Origin of the sequence: Collinsella sp. An7 (genome assembly GCF_002159335.1) — a bacterium.
Classification (GTDB): Bacteria; Actinomycetota; Coriobacteriia; order Coriobacteriales; family Coriobacteriaceae; genus Coprousia.
Genome location: NZ_NFHP01000007.1, coordinates 1 through 17,129, shown reverse-complemented (window position 1 = coordinate 17,129; position 17,129 = coordinate 1). Strand labels below are relative to the sequence as shown.

Genomic DNA, 17,129 nt, shown 5'->3' with positions numbered 1-17,129 from the left:
CGCGGTTTTACCGGGCACGAGCAACCCCCTCCCCATACAACCTCTATTTTGGCCTGCGAGCTGCGGAGATTCTGCGGGCGACCGGCCGATGTGCTACACTGCCTGCTCGGATACCGAGCAAAAGGACACGTGCCCATGAAGCGCATCGACATCATCTCCGACACGCACGGCCGCCTCTCGCGCTCCCTCCTTACGGAGCTTGCCGGCGCCGACCTCATCATCCACGCGGGCGACCTCACCTCAGAGGCCGACTGGGAGAAGCTCCAGACCATCGCACCGGTTGAGGGCGTGCTGGGCAACAACGATACCTACTACTACAACTACGAGCCGCCGCTGGAGCGCCTTAACACCTTTGTGTATGAGGGGCTGACGTTTGCGGTGTCGCACTACCGCGAGGACCTGCCGGTGGGCGCGGTCGACGTGGGCGTCTGCGGCCACACGCATCGCGCGCGGATCGCCGAGCAGGGGCGCTGCCTTGTGGTAAACCCGGGCTCTGCCACGAGCCCGCGCGGGACGGCGATCCCCAGCATGGCGCGGATGTTCGTGGAGGACGGCAAGGTCGTCTCGGTCGATCTGGTTAAGCTGGAGAGCGCTTGGGTGTAGTTTTGCGCGCGCCGTGCCGCCGGTGTGCGTGCGGGCTGCTTGTTGTGGGCCCGTGACCTGCGTAAACCTTCTTTTTTGGCCTGTTTTTAAAAAATGCTGAAAAAGGGCTTGCGCATACGGAGCGGTTCTGTGTATACTTACCACCGCAGCATTTGCTGAGGGGAGTTAGCTCAGTTTGGTTAGAGCGCCGGCCTGTCACGTCGGAGGTCGCGGGTTCGAGCCCCGTACTTCCCGCCATTGCAAAACAGCAGCTCATCCGGTAAATCCGGGTGAGCTGTTTTGCTTTTGAAGACTTCTGCTGCCCTTTCCGATGGTCAATAATGCTCGTGGTTGTGCGGGTTAAAGGGTGGAACGTGCGCCCGATGCACTCCTATCAGAGCAGCTAGACGTCGGAAAACCATGTCACTGCATCCCCAATTTCTCAGAAGCTCGAGGCGGCTCTTCCGAGAGTGGACAGTATGCCGAAATTTCCATTTTTGGCGGGACTAAGCCCTCGCTTAACACGCTTCGCATAAAACTTCGCGTCAATGTAAGGATGGAATTGGGCTTTGCCAAGTAGCCCAAAAATGGATAACGCATCTACCAGCAGGTTTTCTGCATGTCTTGTTGGCTCTACTCTGCAGGACGCGATTCCATCCTTACATTGACGCGAAGTTTTTCGAGCATGGTGTTAAGCTGCCGTTTGCATCGGGATTTTAGGGTGTGACGAGACCCTGCTCTTTACCATGGGGTTGGTGCACTTTATAAGCCTTCTGGGGGAGATGCTGGCTAAGGCACTTCGAGCGTCGAGCATCGGTGCACGTCCCGTCTTCGTTCCGATTCGCCTCGTCGCTCCCATCCGGGGCGCAACGGCTCTAGTCGGCGCCTCCCTGACCCTAGGGTCCCGGGCTGCGCCGGGCCTCCCTATCGCGCGTTGTTGTAAAACCGTGCAGACGGCGGGCGCCCATGCAGTCGATGGTATAGTACCTGCTGTGTAACAATTTACCGATATCATGCAATGGCTACCACCGCGCAAGTTCGTCTCTTGCCGGGAGCATGCCGCGAGGGGACGGAATGGATATCTCGAGAAAGACTGACTACGCGCTGCGCATTCTCTCTATGCTCGTGGAGGGCGGCGACGGCCTGCTCTCTGTGCGTACGGCTGCCGACCAGGTAAACGTTCCGTATTCGTTTGCGCGTTCCATCCAGCACGGTTTGGTGCAGGCTGGGATCATCGAGAGCCTGCGCGGTGTTCACGGCGGCATGCGCCTCAAGGTCGACCCGGCCGAGGTTACGATTCGCCAGGTGGTCGAGGCGGTGCAGGGGCCGCTCTACTTTAACGACTGCACGGCGCCCGATGGCGCGTGCGACCGCATGGATACGTGCTGCTTTCATCCGCTGTGGAACGGCCTCACGGCGCTCGTGGCCGACTACCTCGATTCGGTGACGCTCGAGGACGTGGTGCTCCGTCGCAAGTTCCCCGCGGTGAGCGGACAGTTTGCCGACCGAGACTCGTTCTGCTCGTATGCGGGCTGCGGCCCTTCGTGGCAGCTCGATGCCGAGCCGAGCGCCTAACCTCGCGAGCATTCATGGAACTCGACTCCTTCCGCAGCCTGATGCGCGCCGAGGGGCGGCGCCTCTATCGCGATTTGCCCTGGCGCCGCACGCGCGACCCGTATCAGATCTGGCTCTCTGAGGTTATGCTCCAGCAGACGCAGGTGCCGCGCGTTGAGCAGCGCATGCCTGCGTGGCTTGAACGTTTTCCGAGCGTGGAGGCGCTTGCCGCTGCCTCTGCGGCCGATGTACTCGAGGCGTGGCAGGGGATGGGCTACAATCGGCGGGCGCTCGCCCTGCACGAGGCGGCGCGTCAAATTGTGGACCGCTACGACGGCGTGTTTCCGCACGATGCTGCCGAGCTCCGGGCGCTGCCGGGCATCGGCCCCGCCACGGCGCAGGGAATCCGCGCCTTTGCCTTTGATCTGCCGGGCGTGTATCTCGAGACCAACGTGCGCACCGTCTTTTTGCATCACTTCTTTCCCGATGTGCCGGGCGTGCCCGACCGCGAGCTCATCCCGCTTATCGAGGCCGCCTGCCCGGCGGCTCCCGCGGGCTCGGCCGATGCTGGGGACGCGGACGATGATTCCGCCGGCCGCTATGCCGTTCCGCAGGATGCGGAGGATACGCCGCGCAACTGGTACTACGCGCTCCTCGACTGCGGGGCGTACCTCAAAAAGACCGTGCCCAACCCGTCGCGTCGCTCGGCCGGGCACGTACGCCAGTCGCGCTTTGAGGGGTCGCGTCGCCAAAAGCGCGCCGAGGTCGTGCGGATGCTCCTCGCCGCGCGCGGTGCCGAGCCGGCGGGCCTCTCGTTTGATGAGGTGCTGGCGGGCCTGGATGCGTTTGAGCATCAGGCGGGGCGTGAACCTGTGGAGCGCAGCCTGGTAGAGGAGCTGCTCGGGGCGCTCACTCGCGAGGGATTCTGCGCGGAGCGGGATGGTCGCTGGCTCATCGCCTAACCTCGCGCACGCATGCAAAATTGCAATCAAATACGTAGCAATGATGATGGGTGATTCTTCCGCGGTACGTTGGGGGAATTGCCAAGCGGATTGGGTATAAGCAAAAACAAGCGCACAACGGTGCGGAATCGTTCTCACAGAGGGAAAGGAACACCCATGGACTTTGAGAACTCCCAGACTAAGAAGAACCTCGAGACCGCGTTTGCCGGCGAGTCGCAGGCGCACACCAAGTATCGCTATTATGCCTCCCAGGCCAAGAAGGACGGCTACGTTCAGATCCAGAACATCTTTATGGAGACCGCTCTGAACGAGTCCGAGCACGCCAAGCTCTGGTTCAAGTACCTGCACGGCGGTGCGGTGCCGGGCACCCTCGACAACCTCAAGGATGCCGCCGCGGGCGAGAACTACGAGTGGACCACGATGTACGCCGAGTTTGCCGAGACCGCCGAGGCCGAGGGCTTCAAGGAGATCGCGGCTAAGTTCCGCGGCGTGGGCGCCGTTGAGAAGGCTCACGAGGAGCGCTACCTCAAGCTCGCCGAGCGCGTGGAGAAGGGCGAGGTCTTCGATCGCGAGGGCGTCAAGGTGTGGAAGTGCCTCAACTGCGGTCACCTGCATGTTGGCCCGACCGCTCCGCAGATGTGCCCGGTCTGCAACCATCCGCAGAGCTACTTTGAGGAGCAGGTCGTCAACTACTAGGCGACTCTAGGCTATCCGCCACACGGTACGAGACGGGGGCGCTGCCTGCGGGCGGCGCCCCCGTTGCATATGAAGGGGCCGAGGACAAGCCGTCCGTTTTGCGCGCGTCGGTTTGCCCTCGGCCTTTTTCGTGCCGTTTGACAAGCGCCGGGCAAGCGGTCATGCTAAAGACCCGTCTCCGCACTCCCCGATCAGGGGAGGTTTTGTCATGAACCTTTTTGTCGAGACGGCGGAGATGCGCGCGCGGCGGACGGCGGCAGGGGAGGGCGGCTCTTCCGCAGCCCTGTGGCAACCGAGTGCGCCAGAAGCGGATTCCCAGCAGCAACAAGCGAATCGCGAGCATGAGGCGGCGCGCCGTGAGCGCGTGGTAGCGCGAGAGGATGCGCCGGATGAGGTGCGCCCCGATGGCTCCTACTCGCTCGAGCAGGAGAGCTACCAGACCGAGCTTGCCTTCGATCGGGCGCGGACACGCCGGCGCAAGCTTGCCGCGGTGGTACGGACAATCGCGGCAATCGTGCTTGTCCCCGCGGTGCTTGCCGTAGTCTTTGTGGCGAGCTACACCCTCACCTGCATCCTCAACGGCGCCACGCCCCAAGAGGTGGTCGAGCTGCTGGGCGACCTTGCGCACAACGTCATCGAGCTCATCCAGTCCATCGTATAAGGCAAGCAGACAGCGGGCTGCTTCTTTGGGAAACGCGGATGTGTGGCCGGGCGCCCCGCTGCACGTCGATGGAGTCCGTAAGGCCCTATGGGCACCCGCCGATTCCCTGAATGACTGTCTGCGGCAATGACGGGGCTGCGAGCGATTTCCGCACTTTGTCACCTAAGGTCGTGCTGGGAGTGTTTTACGTGACATTCTGCGGTAACCGTGAGAGGGGCTGGTCGCCGTTGCCGCAGATTGTTACCTAAGCCCGTACCGCAGCCTTCTTAGATGACGATCTGCGGCAACGGCGAGACGTGGAGCCACGGTTACCGCACTGTGTCACATAGGACTGTTCTGGAGATGCCTTAGGTGACATTTTGCGGCAACGGCGACACTGCCTCTTCGCCGTTGCCGCGGATCGTACTTTACCTTAGTGCCCGGGGCGGATGGCCGTCTCGTGGTAGGCAAAGAACCCCGGGCATTGGCGCGACTCGGTGTACTCGATCATCACGCCGTCGGCGTCAAAGGTGTGCGAGCGCATCACGCCCACAGCGTTAAAGTCGCCGAGGTCCATGTAGCGCCGGTCCGCCTCGGTGGCCGGCTCTACGGTGATGGTGCGCTTGCTCGTTACGATCTTCATGCCGAGTGTGCCCTCGAGGTAGGCGTAGACCGAGTTGCGCACGGCCTCGGGGGTGAGCCCGGGAACCTCGCTTGCCAGATAAAAGCTCTCGTCGGTAGAGATGCGCAGGCCGTCGGCCGAGCGTGAGCGCAAAATGTGGGCAAGGCGGCTGCCCGGCGCAAAGCCGGTGATCTCGGCGAGCTTCTCGTCGGCCTCCACCTCGTCGAGGGTGATGAGATGGGTGTGCGGGGTAAAGCCGCAGCGCGCCGCGAGCTCGTTGAAGGTCTCGAGGCCGTTGTAGCCCGCTTGGTCGATGAGCTGCGGGTTGCGGATCACGCGCACGCCCTTGCCCTGCTGCGACTGCACGTAGCCGTCAGCCGCAAGGGCGCCGAGGGCACGCCTCACCGAGCTCCGCGAGCAGGCGTACGCCTCGGTGAGTTCCGCCTCGGAGGGAAGAAATGCCTGATAGGGATAGTCACCGCGCTCGATACGCTCTTTAAGGTCGCGGTAGATGTCCCGAAAGACCGCTTTGGGCATGGGATACCTCATTCTTGTTCGTACAACTATTAACTAGTGTAGCGCATCTTGGCACACGGTACGTGCCGCAGGGTGTCGCGTGGCACAATGGGGACGGGTACATGTTGTGCCATTTTTCACGGCGTTCCGCCGGATGGCACAACATGTACCCGTCCCCATTGTGACGCGATAAGAGGGGGAGGACCCATGATTCGCACCGACCGCGAGATTACCGACCGCGAGCAGCAGCTCGCCATCCTGCGCGATTGCGACGTCTGCCGCATTGCACTCAACGATCCCGATACGGGCGCGCCCTACATCGTGCCGCTCAACTTTGGCGTGGACGTTGAGGAAGACGGGACGGTCTACCTCTACTTCCACAGTGCGCGCCGGGGCGAGAAGCTCGAGCTCATCGCCCGGGACCCGCGGGCGAGCTTTGAGGTGGACTGCGATCATCGCTTTATCTTCTACGACGAGCGCATGACCTGCACGATGGGGTACCGGAGCGTCATCGGCCGCGGGGTGATTGAGGTTCTGCCCGACGAGGAGCGCGCCGTGGGCCTCGACATTCTGATGCGCCACTACCACGAAGAGGACTTTCCCTACAACCCCAAGTCGGTTCTCGCTACGACGGTCTACCGCCTCAAGGTGGAGCACATGACGGGGAAGTTCCGCGATAACGAGCGCCCCGGCGAGCACCGGCTGCCGCTGCCCGAGACGGGTCCCGCGGCGCCGTGCGCGTGAGGGAGCTGCTGAGAAACCAGACGGCTTGGACGTACCGCGTCCTTTGGGCAAGTGCCGACACGCGGATGCGCCCGCGGTCGAGCAAGGAGGATACGATGGGCAAGCGCAAGAAGCACATGACCCCGGCCGAGCGCGCGGCGGCCCGCCGCACGTCAGGGGTGGCAGAGGAGCAGAGCGAGGCGCCCGGGCGCGAGGTCCTGCGCCGCGACCGGGTGGCTCGCAACCTCGAGAGTGCGCGCGAGACGCTTACCCGCCGCATCGTTACCACCGTTGAGGTGGTGCTCGTCATCTTTCCTTTTGCGGTGTGGGGCTACGTTGGCCTGGGAGGCGTGAGCCTCGAGGAGGCGTTTGCCGGCGACCCGGGTTTTGTGGTGAGCTTTCTCGCCGCAGTGGCGCAGCCGTTCGTTGCGTGGCTCATCCGAATCGCGTACCACCACTACACCGAGGGCGACGGAGGGTATGCCCTCGGCAACCTCATCGGTCTCATCTGCGCCGAGCTGATGCTGCAGAACGTAGTGGGCCTCGCGGGGTGCGCGGTGCTGTTGTGGCGGCTGTGGCGCCCGGCGGCCGGGGAGCTCACCGAGTGGCGCGAGCGCCGCGGCGTGGGCGGCGTGGTGGTGGACATCTCGGGCGCGCTGGTCGTGATCGTGATCTGCGCCGTGTGCGCCTTTGCCTCCTGGAGGCTTGGACTGGCATAGCGGCGGCAAAGAAGGCGCGCGAGGCCCGGTTTGGCGAGGCACTGTCAACTCAGGACGGAAAACTGTGTAAGATTCGGGACCCGTTGCGTAGACGCCCCGACCTGTGCAAAAAAGCGCAGGTCGGGGCGTTGTCGTATTTTAGGCTACTCGGTCCGGCGCGATTCTTGCACAGTTTTCCGGCCCGAGTTGACAGAACTTGTCGGTGCGGTCTGCCACGGCGGGCGATGATGCCGGCCCCACGCAAGCAGCGGTCCCACGTGAGCGCGACTCCCGTGAGCGGAGGCCAACCATCGTCAGCCCCAAGGCCGGCTCGTTACACCCGCACGTTCGGGCAGATGTCGGCGAGAGGGCACTCGCCGCAGCGGGGCTTGCGGGCATCGCAGATCTCGCGCCCAAAGCTGATCCACTGGTGGTTGACCTGGCTCCAATACTCGCGCGGGATGATTTTGAGCAGGTCCTGCTCGGTTTTGAGCGGCTCTTTGGCGTGCGTCTTGGGCGAGAGCATGAGCCGGTGCGCGATGCGGTTGACGTGCGTGTCCACCGCAATGCCCTCCACAATGCCAAAGCCCACGTTGAGCACGATGTTTGCGGTCTTGCGCCCCACGCCGGGGAGTTTGACGAGCTCCGCCATGTCGGCCGGCACCTCGCCGCCGTAGTCGGCCACGATCATCTGGGCGCACGCCACGGCGTGCTTGGCCTTGGTCTTGTAAAAGCCGAGCGACTTGATGACCTCGCCCACCTCGGTGGGGGTGGCGCCAGCGAGCGCCTCGGGGGTGGGCCAGCGGCGGAAGAGCTCGGGCGTGACCTTGTTGACCTGCGCGTCGGTGGTCTGCGCCGAGAGCAGCACCGAGATAACGAGCCGGAAGGGGTTGGCGTGGTCGAGGAAGCACTCGACGGGGCCGTAGCGGGCGTTCAGGCGCTCGCAGACCTCAATCGCGCGCTCGCGCTTAACGGCGTTGGACTCGCGGGGCATGGCTGACCTCCTTGTGTGCCGGGCGCTGCGGGCCCGGCGGTGCATACGCTCTCATCATGGCACATCGCTGAGGGACGCGCTGCGCGGTTTTACCTAAAACGCCCGCAGCGAGGGGAGGCGCTGCGGGCGTTTGCGGGTGCACTTGGGGCGGGGTCGGTGCTGTTTGAGCTTGCTTATTGAGCGGTATCGCCGGCGTCGGCATCTTCTGCGCCAGTTGCCTCGATCTCGTCCGCCGCGTCGTCAGCGGTGTCGTCCTCCAGCAGCTCGTCCTCGGGCAGCCCCTCAATCTCCAGAATCCGCGCGGCCTCGGCAGGGTCGTCCAGCTCGGTGATGCTTCGGAGCTTGCGCTCCATGGCGCGCGAGCGCGTGCCCACGAGTGTGTCGACCGTGCGGCTCACCGTGCCGAGCTGCTTTTGAGCGCGGCGCAGCAGCTTTTGATAGGTGCCAAACTCTGTCTTTACCGCGGCGAGCACCGTTTGGATCTCGCTCGCGCGCTGCTGGATGGCAACGGTCTGAAACCCCATCTGCAGGCTGTTCAGCAGCGCGGCCATGGTGCTCGGCCCCGCCACGGTCACGCGGTAGGTGCGCGAGAGTTCCTCGAGGAGTCCCGGCCGGCCCGCCACCTCGGCGTAAAGTCCCTCAAAGGGCAAAAAGAGGATGCCAAAGGTCGTGGTCACGGGCGGCTCGAGGTACTTGTCGCGGATGTCCTTGGCCTCCTCCTTAAGGCGGCGCTCGAGAATCTTCCACGCGGCGTCGACGGCGGCTGCGTCGCCTCGGTCTGCTGCGTCGCGCAGGTGCTCGTAGGCGTCGCCGGGAAATTTGGCGTCGATGGGCAGGTAGACGGTGCCGCCGGAGTCGCCCGGCAGCTTGATGGCAAACTCTACGCGCCGGTCGGAGCCCGGGACGGTTGCCACATCGCGGTCGTATTGCCCCGGCGCGAGCATCTCGGCCAAGATAGCGCCGAGCTGCACCTCGCCGAGCATGCCGCGCGTCTTGACCCCCGAGAGCACCCGCTTGAGTCCGCCCACGTCGGCGGCGAGGCTCTGCATCTCGCCCAGACCCCGGCCCACCTTGTCGAGGCTTTCATTTACCAGCGCAAACGACTGCGTGATGCGGTCGTTGAGGGTCTTCTGCAGCTTCTCGTCCACTGTGGCGCGCATGCGGTCGAGCTGGGTGTTGGTGTCGCTGCGGATGTCGGTGAGCTGGCGCTCCATGCTGCCGCGCACCTCGGTGAGCTGCGTGCCCATGCGCTCCGTCATCTGCGAGAGGCGCGTGTCGAGCGTTTGCCGGCTGGCATCGAGCCGCTCGGTTACCTCGCGGCGCTCGGTGCCGGCGCGCTCGTCGGACTCGGCAAGGCGCTGCACCAGGGCGTCGTGGCGCTGGCGGTCGAGCGCCGACTCGGTGGCGGCGTGCTGGGCGAGTACGGTGAGGTTGCCGCGCATGCCCTCGAGCTCGCCGAGCTTGTCGCCAATCTCGCGGAAGGCGCGGTCGATCTCGGCGCGCTGCGTCTCTACGTCGCGTTCGATTGGGCGGCGGCGGATGATGCTCACGGCAAGCAGCACCCACGAGAGGCAGATAACGATAACGAGAAAGATCTCAAACGGGTCCATAGGGTCCTTTCGGTGGGGCGGGGCTGCGCGGGCCGGGATGTGGTTGCGTGGGGCCGGGCTGTTTGCGCGGGCCGGCCGGTCGTTTTGCTCGGAGGCGCGAGCTATCTGGCTGCGTCGGCGCTAGCCCTGATAGTCGTACGCGCCCACATCGCCGGCAAGCTGGTCCAGCCAGGCGCCGCGGTCGAGCTCGGGGCCGGAGGTAACCGTACCCTCCGCATCCGCCGTGGCCGTAAACTTCATGTATTCGTAGTGTTCGGTTGTCTCGAGCTTGTCCAGCTCGCTGGCAACAAAGGCGCTGAGCTCGGAGCGGTCGTCTTCTGAGAGGTCGCCGATGCGCATCGATCCGGACGTGAGGTCGGAGAGGTAGTCGGCCGCGTCGTAGCCCAGGTCGCGGAGGTCGGGCGCGTAGGTATAAAAGTACGAGCTGCACTCAAAGGCAAAACCGTCGGCCGTGGCGTCGCCATAGGCGTAGATGCTCTCAACGTTGTAGGTCATCTTGGTGAGCGCCTGACGGGCGAGCTCGTTTGCGTCGATGCCCACCTCGGAGGGGTCGATTCCGGTGGAGATAGAGAACGCGTCGCTAAAGGCAAAGGCCATCCGTGCGACGTAATCCTCCTCGCCGGCAATGGCGCGGTCGAGTTCCTCGGTCGTGGCGTTGCGAACATTCTCCTTGAGCGAGGTCTGCGCAAGGTCGTAGGCGTCGTAGCTGTAGTCGTAGGTGGGACCGTCGTCGACGTCGCCCAAGGGAGGATCGACGAGCTCGCTGAAGGCATCGCCTGCAACCTCGGCAATGCTGCCGACGCAGCCCACAAGGAGCGCTCCCACGTTGCTGAGAAGCGTAATGCCGATGATGGCCAGGATGATGCAACCAAGGGTCGAGCGCTTTCGCTGGAGGCGGCCGGTGCTGCCCGAGTTGCGGGTGCCGCTGGCTTGCTGCGTCCAGCTGTGCCGTGGGCCCGCGGGGTGCGATGGGCTGCTGCCACGCCCCGCCGTACCGTTGTTCTCGCTGTTGACGGTCTGGCTGTCGCGCTCAGCGAGCGGTTCTTCGTCCTGGATGGGGGAGACAGGTTCCTCGTCGGGCTCATTGGCATCACCGATCGCAGGACCTGCCGTGAGGGCGCTGGGACCCGACCTTGAGCCTCGCCCCGTGCCGCCGGGTATTCCCAGCGTATCGGAGAGGTCGCTCGCCCGGCTCGAACGCTGCGGACGATGCGCACCGTGGCCGGGCTCCTTGCGCTTGTTTCGGCGGATCATCCGCTCAATGCCGTCGCTGCGGTCGCGTGCGGCCTCGGGCTCCTCGGCCTGCTGGTCGTCTAGGCTCGTGACCTCGGGCTCGCCGCCCGGCATAACGGGGTCGGGCGCGTTAAAGGGGTCGATGTTGGGCTCGGTGCTGCGGGAGCGCGGTTTCCAGGCCATGGGGTCACCTTCTTACGAGCGGGTGCGGATGAGCGGAGTCAGCGGGGGTGGGGTGGGGTTGGCGCGGAAGGCCTCAGTCGCCTATGGCTGGGCGATCGGCCTGGCTGCCGTTCCGCTCCGGCCAACGCTGCTAGGGAAAAGCCGGTCAGAGCATTTCGCGCCCGGTGCTGCGGTGACGGGCGCTTGCGGTCTCAGGCTGAGTCGGCGTCGGCGCAGCTCCACTGCGCTCGCCTTGCCTTTGGTCTGCCCGCCTCATCACGACGGCGTGCTGCGCGAAAGCCCCAAATCGGTGGTTCCCTAGAGCGTCCAGCCGTCCTCGTCCTCGCTGGTGGGGCCGCGGTCGACGTAGATCTGGTGCGTGCGGCGCTCGGTCACTGCGGCAATGATCGCAATGACGGCGATGCCTCCAAAAAAGAGCACCGCAAGCCCCGCGCGCGTGCTAAACAGAAAAGTAAAAAACGCTTCCATACCGGTGGCTTCTCGCCTTCTTCATCGGGGTCAGGATGCAATAAGTATATACTTGCCAGAGCACGGGGCGCGTACGGTCCGTACCGGCACCGCCCGTAGGAGCATATGACCGGGAGGAATCATGCTCGATATTAAATTTGTTCGCGAGAACCCCGACGCCGTCGACACGGCCATGGCAAACCGCCAGACCTCGTGGGACCGCGACCGCTTCTTTGCGCTCGACGAGGAGCGCCGTTCTGTGATCACCGAGGTCGAGGAATTGCAGGCCACGCGCAACGCCGAGTCTAAGAAGATCGGCGCGCTCATGCGCGAGGGCAAACGCGACGAGGCCGAGGCCGCCAAGGAGGCCGTGCGCGAGGTTAACGAGAAGATCGAGGGTCTGGCCGAGCGCCGCAGCGCGCTCGAGGCCGAGCTCAACGACTTTATGGCGCACCTGCCCAACATCCCGTGCGCGGCCACGCCGGTGGGCAAGGACGAGACCGAGAACCCCGAGCGTCGCCGCTGGGGCACCCCGCGCGATTTTGCCGCCGAGGGCTTTGAGCCCAAGGCGCACTGGGATTTGGGTACCGACCTGGGCATTCTCGACTTCGATCGCGGCGCAAAGCTCTCCGGCGCGCGCTTTACCGTGCTCGCCGGCGCTGGCGCCGCGCTCGACCGCGCGCTCCAGAATTTCTTCCTCAACACGCACATCTCCCGCGGGTTTAAGGAGTTCATCCCGCCGGTGATCGTCAACCGCGAGATCATGTACGGCACGGGCCAGCTGCCCAAGTTTGAGGACGACGCCTATCACACGGGCGAGGACCAGTTCCTCATCCCCACCGCCGAGGTGGCGCTCACCAACCTGCATGCCGGTGAGGTGCTCGACGCCGCCGACCTGCCGCTGCGCTACACCGCGGGCACGCCGTGCTTCCGCGAGGAGGCGGGCTCGGCCGGTCGCGACACGCGCGGCATCATCCGCCAGCACCAGTTCACCAAGGTCGAGATGGTCAAGTTTGCGCGCCCGGAGGAGTCGGACGACGAGCTCGAGAGCATGACGGCCGAGGCCGAGTACCTGCTCCAGCAGCTGGGGTTGCCGTACCGCGTGATCAGCCTCTGCACCGGCGACCTTGGCTTCTCGGCGCGTCAGACCTACGACGTTGAGGTCTGGCTGCCGAGCTACAACGCCTACAAGGAGATCTCGAGCTGCTCCAACTGCGGCGATTTTCAGGCGCGGCGCGCCAACATCAAGTACCGCGACCCGGCGGCGTTCAAGGGCAGCCGTTACGTGCACACGCTCAACGGCTCCGGTCTGCCCACGGGCCGCACGATGGCCGCCATCATGGAGAATTACCAAAACGCCGATGGTACCATCACCGTCCCCGAGGTGCTGCGTCCCTACATGGGCGGACTCGAGGTGATCGAGTAGGCGAGAATATGGGGACGGGTGCGTTTTTCTCAGTGCTCCGGGCGAGTTCCGCTGCTGATCGTCAAACAAAGGGCACGGCGTCACGCCCCGATTGACAAACTGCGTTGCAATCCACCGGCTCATCCGTATTGAGCTGCAGATTGTCAAGGCGAGGGGACGATTCTCCTCTCCGTTTGACCATCCGCGGCACAACTTGCCGCGCTGCCCTGGTTTCCTTGCAGTTTGTCAATCGGTGGCGGGTACCTTTGACCCCGTCCCAAAATGAGTCACTTGGAATGGCTCCAGGGGACCCATCCCCCCGTGACACGAGTCGCGGTCGTCCGTGTTATCCTCAACAGAGAATAATGTCGGGAGACGGGGAGGGCCGCCGTATGCTGGACCGCGCGCCGCACGAGCTGCACGACGGCTATGGCCGCGGCATCTCCTATCTGCGGATTGCCGTGACGGACAAATGCAACTTCCGCTGCATCTACTGCATGCCCGCCGAGGGTGTTCCGCCGCGCGCGCACGACGAGCTGCTCTCGGCAGAGGAGATCTCTCATTTTGTTCGCCTCGTGGCGGGCGAGGGCATCCGCCGCGTCCGGCTGACGGGTGGCGAGCCGCTCGTCTCGCATCGGATCGTACCGCTCATTCGCGAGCTGCGGGCCATTCCCGGTATCGAGGACATCTCGCTTACTACCAACGGTGCGCTGCTGCCCAAACTGGCCCCGGAGCTTAAGAAGGCCGGGCTCGACCGCGTTAACATTTCGCTCGACACGCTCGACCCTGGGCAGTTTTCGCAGATCACGCGACTCGGCCGCTTGGAGCAGACGCTCCGCGGCATCGACGCGGCGCTTGCCTGGGGGTTCGATCCCGTCAAGGTCAACTGTGTGGTGGTGCGCCGGCTTAATCAGGATGTTTTTGGGCTGGCGAAGCTCTCGGTTGAGCGGCCTGTGCACGTGCGCTTTATCGAGTACATGCCCATCGGCGACGAGCAGACTGGCACCGATCGCGCGCACGATGCGGCCCAGGATGCGCCCACAGCCGCCGCGTTCGAAGCCGACGCGCCGGCGGTGCTCGAGGAGGGCGGCCCCGCCACGGTGGCCGGCATTTGTCCCGGTGGGCCGCAGCCGGACAAAAACTCAGCTCCCGATCCGCATTGCCTCGGCGGCAATCTCAATGCGAGCGCGTGGGACGCGAGCGACACCGTCCCCTCGGCAGAGCTCTGCGAGCGCATCTCGCATGCGGGTGTGGCGGCGGGGCTGGGCGGGCTCGAGCCGGTTGCCGACGGCGGTCCCTCCGGTGCGGGCCCGGCGGCCTACTGGCGGTTTTCCGGGGCGGCGGGCACGGTCGGTTTCATCTCGGCCATGTCCAACCATTTTTGCAGCTCCTGCAACCGCATGCGCCTTACGGCGGACGGCTCCATCCGCCCGTGCCTCTTCTCCGACGCGGAGTATCCCGTGCGCGAGGCGCTCCGTGCGGGCGATGACGCCCGGGTGCTCGCCATCTGGCGCGACGCGGTTGTCCACAAGCCGCAGGAGCACGAGGTCATTGAGGGGACCGAACGGTTCATGTCCCAGATAGGCGGCTAGTGCGGGAGCATTTTGGCGGGCATGACGGGCGGCTCGGTGCGCCACAATTCCGCACCACGACCATGCCCCTCCGCGCGCGATCCCACCCGGACGCAGCTTCGTTCGCAACGGCAAGAAAGGTCGATACCATGGATCACCAGGCAAAACGCGACGCCTATCGCGATGAGCTCACGCATGTGGACGAGCGCGGCGACGTGCGGATGGTCGACGTCTCGGAAAAGGCGGAGACCAAGCGCATCGCCCTCGCTGAGGGGTCTATCCTCATGCACCCCGAGACGCAGGCGATGGTTCTCGAGGATCGCGCCAAAAAGGGCGACGTGCTCGCCTGCGCGCGCGTGGCCGGCATCATGGCCGCCAAGCGGACGAGCGAGCTTATCCCCATGTGCCATCCGCTCATGATTACCAAGGCAAAGGTCGAGATTGAGCCCATCGCTGCGCCGGGCGAGAGCCTCGCCGAGGGCTGGGCTTCGGCGCGGGCGGACGGGCGCGTGGGGTTCCGCGTGCGGACGACCTGCGGCGTGACGGGCGTGACGGGCATCGAGATGGAGGCGCTTACGGCGGCGAGTGTCGCGTGCCTCACCATCTACGACATGTGCAAGGCCGTCGACCGCGGCATGGAGATCGTCGACGTGCGTCTGCTCCGCAAGGAGGGCGGCCGGTCCGGGCTTTGGGAGCGGGGCGCTGCCGAGGTGGGCGAGGCGCCCGAGGAGGCCGGGGGCGAGCGCGAGGGCATATCGCTGAGCGGCGCCGCCGATGCGGCGGGTGCCGTCGACGAGGGCGCTGTCATTGCGGCTTCCGCGGTCGGCACCGCGCCCGCGACCGACGCGCCGCGGCCCGCGCCCGCGAGCCCCGACGCCGCCTGCCCCGTGCCCGTCGTGGCCTTTGTGGGCTACCAGAACTCCGGCAAGACCACGCTCGTGGAGAAGGTCATCGCCGAGCTCACCCGTCGCGGCATCCGCGTGGGCACCATCAAGCACCACGGCCACGCGGGCTTTGATATCGACGTGCCGGGCAAGGACTCGTGGCGCCATGCGCACGCGGGGAGCCGCCACGTGGGCATCGTCTCGGCCGAACGCTATGCCGAGTACGCCGACACCGACTCTGAGTTGCCGCTCGAGCATATGCTCGCACGCTACACAGACGTGGACGTGGTGCTTGTTGAGGGGTACAAGGCGGCTGGGCTCGCCAATATCGTGGTCGCCCGCTCCGGGGTTGACCGCATGCGTGGCGCCAGCTCGCTCGAGCTCGTTGATGACCGCACCCTCGCCCTCGCTTGCAACGACGCACTCGCGATGCACATTCGGGTGGATGTGCCCACAATCGACATCAACGACGAGCTCGCCGTGGCCGACGCGGTGGAGCGCTACCTTTCGCGCTAGCCTGGCAGAGCACTCCGGCGGAGGGCCTAGGGCGGGTCCGCCTCTCTTGCATGTAGGGGGCGGGCCCGTCCTTCACACCTTGGAGGCTACGAGAGCGTGAAGAGGGGGACGTCTCCGTGCAAGAAGGCGTCGAGTGGTGTGTTCCGGCCGCCAACGATGATGGGCAGCGCTTCGCTATGTCGTTGGCAGAACGCGCCGATTCCGCTCTTCTTAATACGTCCGCTTTTGACTTCGATGGCGCTGAGGTCATCTCCCCGTTTGATGACAAAATCGACCTCGAGCGATCCATCGCGCCACCAATAGAGATCGAACCCCTCCGTCTTGCTCCGCGCGAGCAGCGTAGCACCGACAGCGGATTCAACCAGATGTCCTCGCAGGTCTGGTTGTTCCAGCAGACTGCCCGTTCCGTGCCAGCTGGCGGTCATAAGGGATGGGTCGTGTACCAGGAGACGCGGAGAGCTCGCACGGCTTCTCAGCTGCTTGTCGTCATATTTCTGCAGGCCAGATAGCATGCCTGCCCCATCAAGCAACGTGAGGTAGTGCTTGAGGGTGTCGGTGTTGCCTCGCTCGTCAAGCTGACCAAGTATCTTTCGATATGAGAGTTCCTGTCCGGAATACTGAGCTCCCAGTTCAAAGAGTGCGCGCATTAGTGCCGGCTTGCGAATCTCCTCCATCTGCAGGATATCGCGCGAGATGGTCGCCTCGATGATGGAGTCGCGCATGTAGGCTGTCCAGCGCGGTTTGTCGTGGCGCAGAGCGGCGGCACCGGGATAGCCTCCGAACTGCAGGTACTCATCGAGCGTGTAGCCAAATGCGGCTTGCATCTCGGCAAAGGCCCAATGCGTGGAGCGCAGTAGCTCAAAGCGCCCGGCCAGCGAATCGGAGATGCCGGCTTTGAGCAAAAGCGATGACGAGCCAGAAAGCACCACGTGAAGGGGCGTCTCCTCCCATGTGTCCTCGTCCCAGAGGCGTTTTACGGTTTCGGACCACTCCGGCACCTTTTGGATTTCGTCGAGAATGAGGGCGGCAACGCCGTGTTGTTTGGCGAGCTGGCGCGCCTGGCGCCATGCAACGTCTATCCAGGCGCTCCCCAAGTCTTGCTTTCCATCTGCTGCCTCGGCTTGATACGGGATGCCAGTTGCCTTGATGGCCTGGTTGATGGCCGTGGTTTTGCCTGTCTAGCACGCGTTTTTAGTACCGGCGTTCCTCGGGGGCGGTACCGACCCTCCGGGGAGACGGTACCGCCCTTCCGCCTATCGGGTACCGGGCGTCAGTCCCAGTAGCCCTTCTCCG

16 protein-coding genes, 1 tRNA gene and 1 pseudogene are annotated in these 17,129 nt (G+C 64.7%); 11 read left to right on the top strand and 7 right to left on the bottom strand.

Going from position 1 to position 17,129, the window contains the following annotated elements; genetic code table 11:
• Positions 1-135 precede the first annotated feature (135 nt).
• The 6 genes from B5G20_RS08385 (at position 136) to B5G20_RS08360 (ending at position 4,455) form a co-directional block, all read left to right on the top strand.
• Positions 136-603, top strand: coding sequence for a YfcE family phosphodiesterase (locus B5G20_RS08385; RefSeq protein WP_087356464.1), 468 nt, complete (start codon positions 136-138; stop codon positions 601-603).
• A gap of 159 nt (positions 604-762) precedes the next feature.
• A tRNA-Asp gene (locus B5G20_RS08380) sits at positions 763-840 on the top strand.
• 816 nt (positions 841-1,656) lie between these two features.
• The gene (locus tag B5G20_RS08375; protein ID WP_143750254.1) at positions 1,657-2,157 is read left to right on the top strand and encodes an Rrf2 family transcriptional regulator; all 501 of its coding nucleotides are present in this window, start codon (positions 1,657-1,659) and stop codon (positions 2,155-2,157) included.
• Positions 2,158-2,171: 14 nt separating this feature from the next.
• Positions 2,172-3,098 (top strand): adenine glycosylase, encoded by a 927-nt coding sequence (locus tag B5G20_RS08370; RefSeq protein ID WP_087356463.1) that lies wholly within the window; start codon positions 2,172-2,174, stop codon positions 3,096-3,098.
• Between the two features lie 156 nt (positions 3,099-3,254).
• Complete coding sequence (rbr, locus tag B5G20_RS08365) at positions 3,255-3,794, top strand: rubrerythrin (RefSeq protein ID WP_087356462.1); 540 nt, start codon at positions 3,255-3,257, stop codon at positions 3,792-3,794.
• Between the two features lie 208 nt (positions 3,795-4,002).
• Entirely contained in the window at positions 4,003-4,455 is a 453-nt protein-coding gene (locus B5G20_RS08360) for a hypothetical protein (protein ID WP_087356461.1), read from the top strand.
• A 412-nt stretch (positions 4,456-4,867) separates the two neighbouring features.
• Here B5G20_RS08360 and B5G20_RS08355 read toward each other — a convergent pair whose 3' ends face one another.
• Positions 4,868-5,593, bottom strand: a complete 726-nt coding sequence (locus tag B5G20_RS08355; protein WP_087356460.1) for a UTRA domain-containing protein — start codon at positions 5,591-5,593, stop codon at positions 4,868-4,870.
• A 186-nt stretch (positions 5,594-5,779) separates the two neighbouring features.
• Here B5G20_RS08355 and B5G20_RS08350 point away from each other — a divergent pair, with 186 nt between their 5' ends.
• Together B5G20_RS08350 and B5G20_RS08345 are read left to right on the top strand one after the other, a co-directional pair.
• On the top strand, positions 5,780-6,316 hold the full coding sequence (locus B5G20_RS08350; RefSeq protein ID WP_087356459.1) for a pyridoxamine 5'-phosphate oxidase family protein: 537 nt from the start codon (positions 5,780-5,782) through the stop codon (positions 6,314-6,316).
• Positions 6,317-6,411: 95 nt separating this feature from the next.
• Positions 6,412-7,014 carry a hypothetical protein gene (locus tag B5G20_RS08345; RefSeq protein ID WP_087356458.1) on the top strand — a complete coding sequence of 201 codons (603 nt, stop codon included), beginning with the start codon at positions 6,412-6,414 and terminating at the stop codon, positions 7,012-7,014.
• A gap of 313 nt (positions 7,015-7,327) precedes the next feature.
• Here the strand turns inward: B5G20_RS08345 and nth are convergent, their stop codons facing one another.
• From nth to B5G20_RS10485, 4 genes are all read right to left on the bottom strand, one after another.
• Positions 7,328-7,987, bottom strand: a complete 660-nt coding sequence (gene nth, locus B5G20_RS08340) for an endonuclease III (protein ID WP_087356457.1) — start codon at positions 7,985-7,987, stop codon at positions 7,328-7,330.
• 173 nt (positions 7,988-8,160) lie between these two features.
• Complete coding sequence (gene rmuC, locus B5G20_RS08335) at positions 8,161-9,597, bottom strand: DNA recombination protein RmuC (protein ID WP_239286940.1); 1,437 nt, start codon at positions 9,595-9,597, stop codon at positions 8,161-8,163.
• 120 nt (positions 9,598-9,717) lie between these two features.
• A complete protein-coding gene (locus tag B5G20_RS08330) occupies positions 9,718-11,013 on the bottom strand; it encodes a hypothetical protein (protein ID WP_087356456.1) in 1,296 nt (431 codons plus the stop codon).
• Between the two features lie 297 nt (positions 11,014-11,310).
• A complete protein-coding gene (locus B5G20_RS10485; protein WP_204207742.1) occupies positions 11,311-11,481 on the bottom strand; it encodes a DUF6724 family protein in 171 nt (56 codons plus the stop codon).
• Positions 11,482-11,602: 121 nt separating this feature from the next.
• Between B5G20_RS10485 and serS the strand changes: the two genes are divergently transcribed.
• The 3 genes from serS (at position 11,603) to moaC (ending at position 15,836) form a co-directional block, all read left to right on the top strand.
• Positions 11,603-12,886, top strand: coding sequence for a serine--tRNA ligase (gene serS, locus B5G20_RS08325; protein ID WP_087356455.1), 1,284 nt, complete (start codon positions 11,603-11,605; stop codon positions 12,884-12,886).
• Positions 12,887-13,257: 371 nt separating this feature from the next.
• On the top strand, positions 13,258-14,457 hold the full coding sequence (gene moaA, locus B5G20_RS08320; RefSeq protein WP_087356454.1) for a GTP 3',8-cyclase MoaA: 1,200 nt from the start codon (positions 13,258-13,260) through the stop codon (positions 14,455-14,457).
• Positions 14,458-14,585: 128 nt separating this feature from the next.
• Positions 14,586-15,836 (top strand): cyclic pyranopterin monophosphate synthase MoaC, encoded by a 1,251-nt coding sequence (moaC, locus tag B5G20_RS08315; RefSeq protein ID WP_087356453.1) that lies wholly within the window; start codon positions 14,586-14,588, stop codon positions 15,834-15,836.
• Positions 15,837-15,922: 86 nt separating this feature from the next.
• Here the strand turns inward: moaC and B5G20_RS10645 are convergent, their stop codons facing one another.
• Entirely contained in the window at positions 15,923-16,690 is a 768-nt protein-coding gene (locus B5G20_RS10645) for a DUF4143 domain-containing protein (protein ID WP_343283996.1), read from the bottom strand.
• Positions 16,670-17,002 (bottom strand): annotated as a pseudogene (locus B5G20_RS10640) (AAA family ATPase); the annotation flags it as partial. The gene B5G20_RS10645 and the pseudogene B5G20_RS10640, both read right to left, overlap by 21 nt.
• Between the last annotated feature and the right edge of the window lie 127 nt (positions 17,003-17,129).

Excerpts from the sequence above, each read along its gene's own strand:
- B5G20_RS08385 (WP_087356464.1), top strand. The coding sequence starts at position 136 with ATGAAGCGCATCGACATCATCTCCGACACGCACGGCCGCCTCTCGCGC.
- B5G20_RS08375 (WP_143750254.1), top strand. The coding sequence starts at position 1,657 with ATGGATATCTCGAGAAAGACTGACTACGCGCTGCGCATTCTCTCTATG.
- B5G20_RS08370 (WP_087356463.1), top strand. The coding sequence starts at position 2,172 with ATGGAACTCGACTCCTTCCGCAGCCTGATGCGCGCCGAGGGGCGGCGC.
- rbr (WP_087356462.1), top strand. The coding sequence starts at position 3,255 with ATGGACTTTGAGAACTCCCAGACTAAGAAGAACCTCGAGACCGCGTTT.
- B5G20_RS08360 (WP_087356461.1), top strand. The coding sequence starts at position 4,003 with ATGAACCTTTTTGTCGAGACGGCGGAGATGCGCGCGCGGCGGACGGCG.
- B5G20_RS08355 (WP_087356460.1), bottom strand. The coding sequence starts at position 5,593 with ATGCCCAAAGCGGTCTTTCGGGACATCTACCGCGACCTTAAAGAGCGT.
- B5G20_RS08350 (WP_087356459.1), top strand. The coding sequence starts at position 5,780 with ATGATTCGCACCGACCGCGAGATTACCGACCGCGAGCAGCAGCTCGCC.
- B5G20_RS08345 (WP_087356458.1), top strand. The coding sequence starts at position 6,412 with ATGGGCAAGCGCAAGAAGCACATGACCCCGGCCGAGCGCGCGGCGGCC.
- nth (WP_087356457.1), bottom strand. The coding sequence starts at position 7,987 with ATGCCCCGCGAGTCCAACGCCGTTAAGCGCGAGCGCGCGATTGAGGTC.
- rmuC (WP_239286940.1), bottom strand. The coding sequence starts at position 9,597 with ATGGACCCGTTTGAGATCTTTCTCGTTATCGTTATCTGCCTCTCGTGG.
- B5G20_RS08330 (WP_087356456.1), bottom strand. The coding sequence starts at position 11,013 with ATGGCCTGGAAACCGCGCTCCCGCAGCACCGAGCCCAACATCGACCCC.
- B5G20_RS10485 (WP_204207742.1), bottom strand. The coding sequence starts at position 11,481 with ATGGAAGCGTTTTTTACTTTTCTGTTTAGCACGCGCGCGGGGCTTGCG.
- serS (WP_087356455.1), top strand. The coding sequence starts at position 11,603 with ATGCTCGATATTAAATTTGTTCGCGAGAACCCCGACGCCGTCGACACG.
- moaA (WP_087356454.1), top strand. The coding sequence starts at position 13,258 with ATGCTGGACCGCGCGCCGCACGAGCTGCACGACGGCTATGGCCGCGGC.
- moaC (WP_087356453.1), top strand. The coding sequence starts at position 14,586 with ATGGATCACCAGGCAAAACGCGACGCCTATCGCGATGAGCTCACGCAT.